The sequence below is a fragment of the Ornithinibacter sp. genome (genome assembly GCF_035443565.1).
In the GTDB taxonomy this organism is placed as follows: domain Bacteria; phylum Actinomycetota; class Actinomycetes; order Actinomycetales; family Dermatophilaceae; genus Fodinibacter.
Window position 1 is genome coordinate 1 of record NZ_DAORSO010000044.1, and the last position, 1,304, is coordinate 1,304.

1 protein-coding gene is annotated in these 1,304 nt (G+C 71.2%); it reads left to right on the plus strand.

The genetic code is table 11. The annotated features are described in order from the left end of the window. On the plus strand, positions 1–1,304 hold a 1,304-nt coding region (locus tag PLL68_RS06895; protein ID WP_324532909.1), incomplete at both ends, for a DEAD/DEAH box helicase.

Sequence of the window (1,304 nt, forward strand, 5' to 3'; positions counted from 1 at the left end):
GCCGAGGCCGACACCTGGACGCACTACTCGTCGACCGCCGGTGCCGCCAAGGAGGTCACGGCCGACAACGGCTTCGCCGCCCTCGGTGTCCCCGCTGTGCTCGTCGAGCGCCTCGCTCGTGACGGCATCGCCGACCCGTTCCCCATCCAGGAGGCGACGATCCCCGACGCCATCGCAGGTCGCGACGTCCTCGGGCGTGGTCGCACCGGCTCGGGCAAGACGCTCGCCTTCGGTCTGTCGATGATCACCCGCCTGGCCGACGGCAGCCGGCCGCAGAGCAAGCGCCCGCGCTCGCTGATCCTCGTCCCGACCCGTGAGCTGGCCATGCAGGTCAGCGACGCCCTCGAGCCGTTCGTCCACGTGACCGGTCTGCGCCACAAGCTCGTCGCCGGCGGTCTGTCCTACGAGCCCCAGATCAAGGCGCTCGCCAAGGGTCTGGACATCCTCGTCGCGACCCCGGGCCGGCTCGCCGACCTCATGGAGCGTGGCGCTGTCGACCTCAGCGCGGTGGAGATCGCGGTGCTCGACGAGGCCGACCACATGGCCGACATGGGCTTCCTGCCCGAGGTCACGGCGATCCTCGACACCATCCCGCAGGGCGGTCAGCGGCTGCTCTTCTCCGCCACGCTCGACAAGGGCATCGACACCCTCGTCGACCGCTACCTCGTCGACCCGGTCACCCACTCGACCGACGACGCGCAGGCGTCCGTGACGACGATGAGCCACCACGTGCTCCTCATCGACCCCCAGGACAAGAAGGCCATGACGGCCGAGCTCGCCGGTCGCGGTGGGCGGGTCATCGTCTTCGCTCGCACCCAGCTCGGTTCCGACCGCATCGCCGGCGAGCTGCGCGAGCGGGGCGTGCTTGCGGCATCCCTGCACGGTGGTCTGTCGCAGGCCGTGCGCAACCGCGTGCTGGGCGCCTTCCGTGACGGCTCGATGAACGTCCTCGTCGCGACCGATGTCGCCGCGCGCGGCATCCACGTCGACGACGTCGGCATGGTCGTCCAGGTCGACCCGCCGACCGACCACAAGGACTACCTGCATCGTGCCGGGCGCACCGCCCGGGCTGGGGAGGAGGGCGCGGTCGTCATGCTCGCCCTGCCTCACCAGCGCAAGATGGTCACCCGGATCATCGAGGGTGCCGGCGCCGAGGCCAAGACCGCCAAGGTCGCCCCCGGTGACGCGACGGTCCAGGCCATGGGTGGTCGCGCACCGAGCGGTGTGCCGGTGCCGGATGCCGTGTGGCGACCGATCCTCGAAGGCGGCAAGAACGGTGGTCGCCGTGGCGGTGGTCGTCCGGG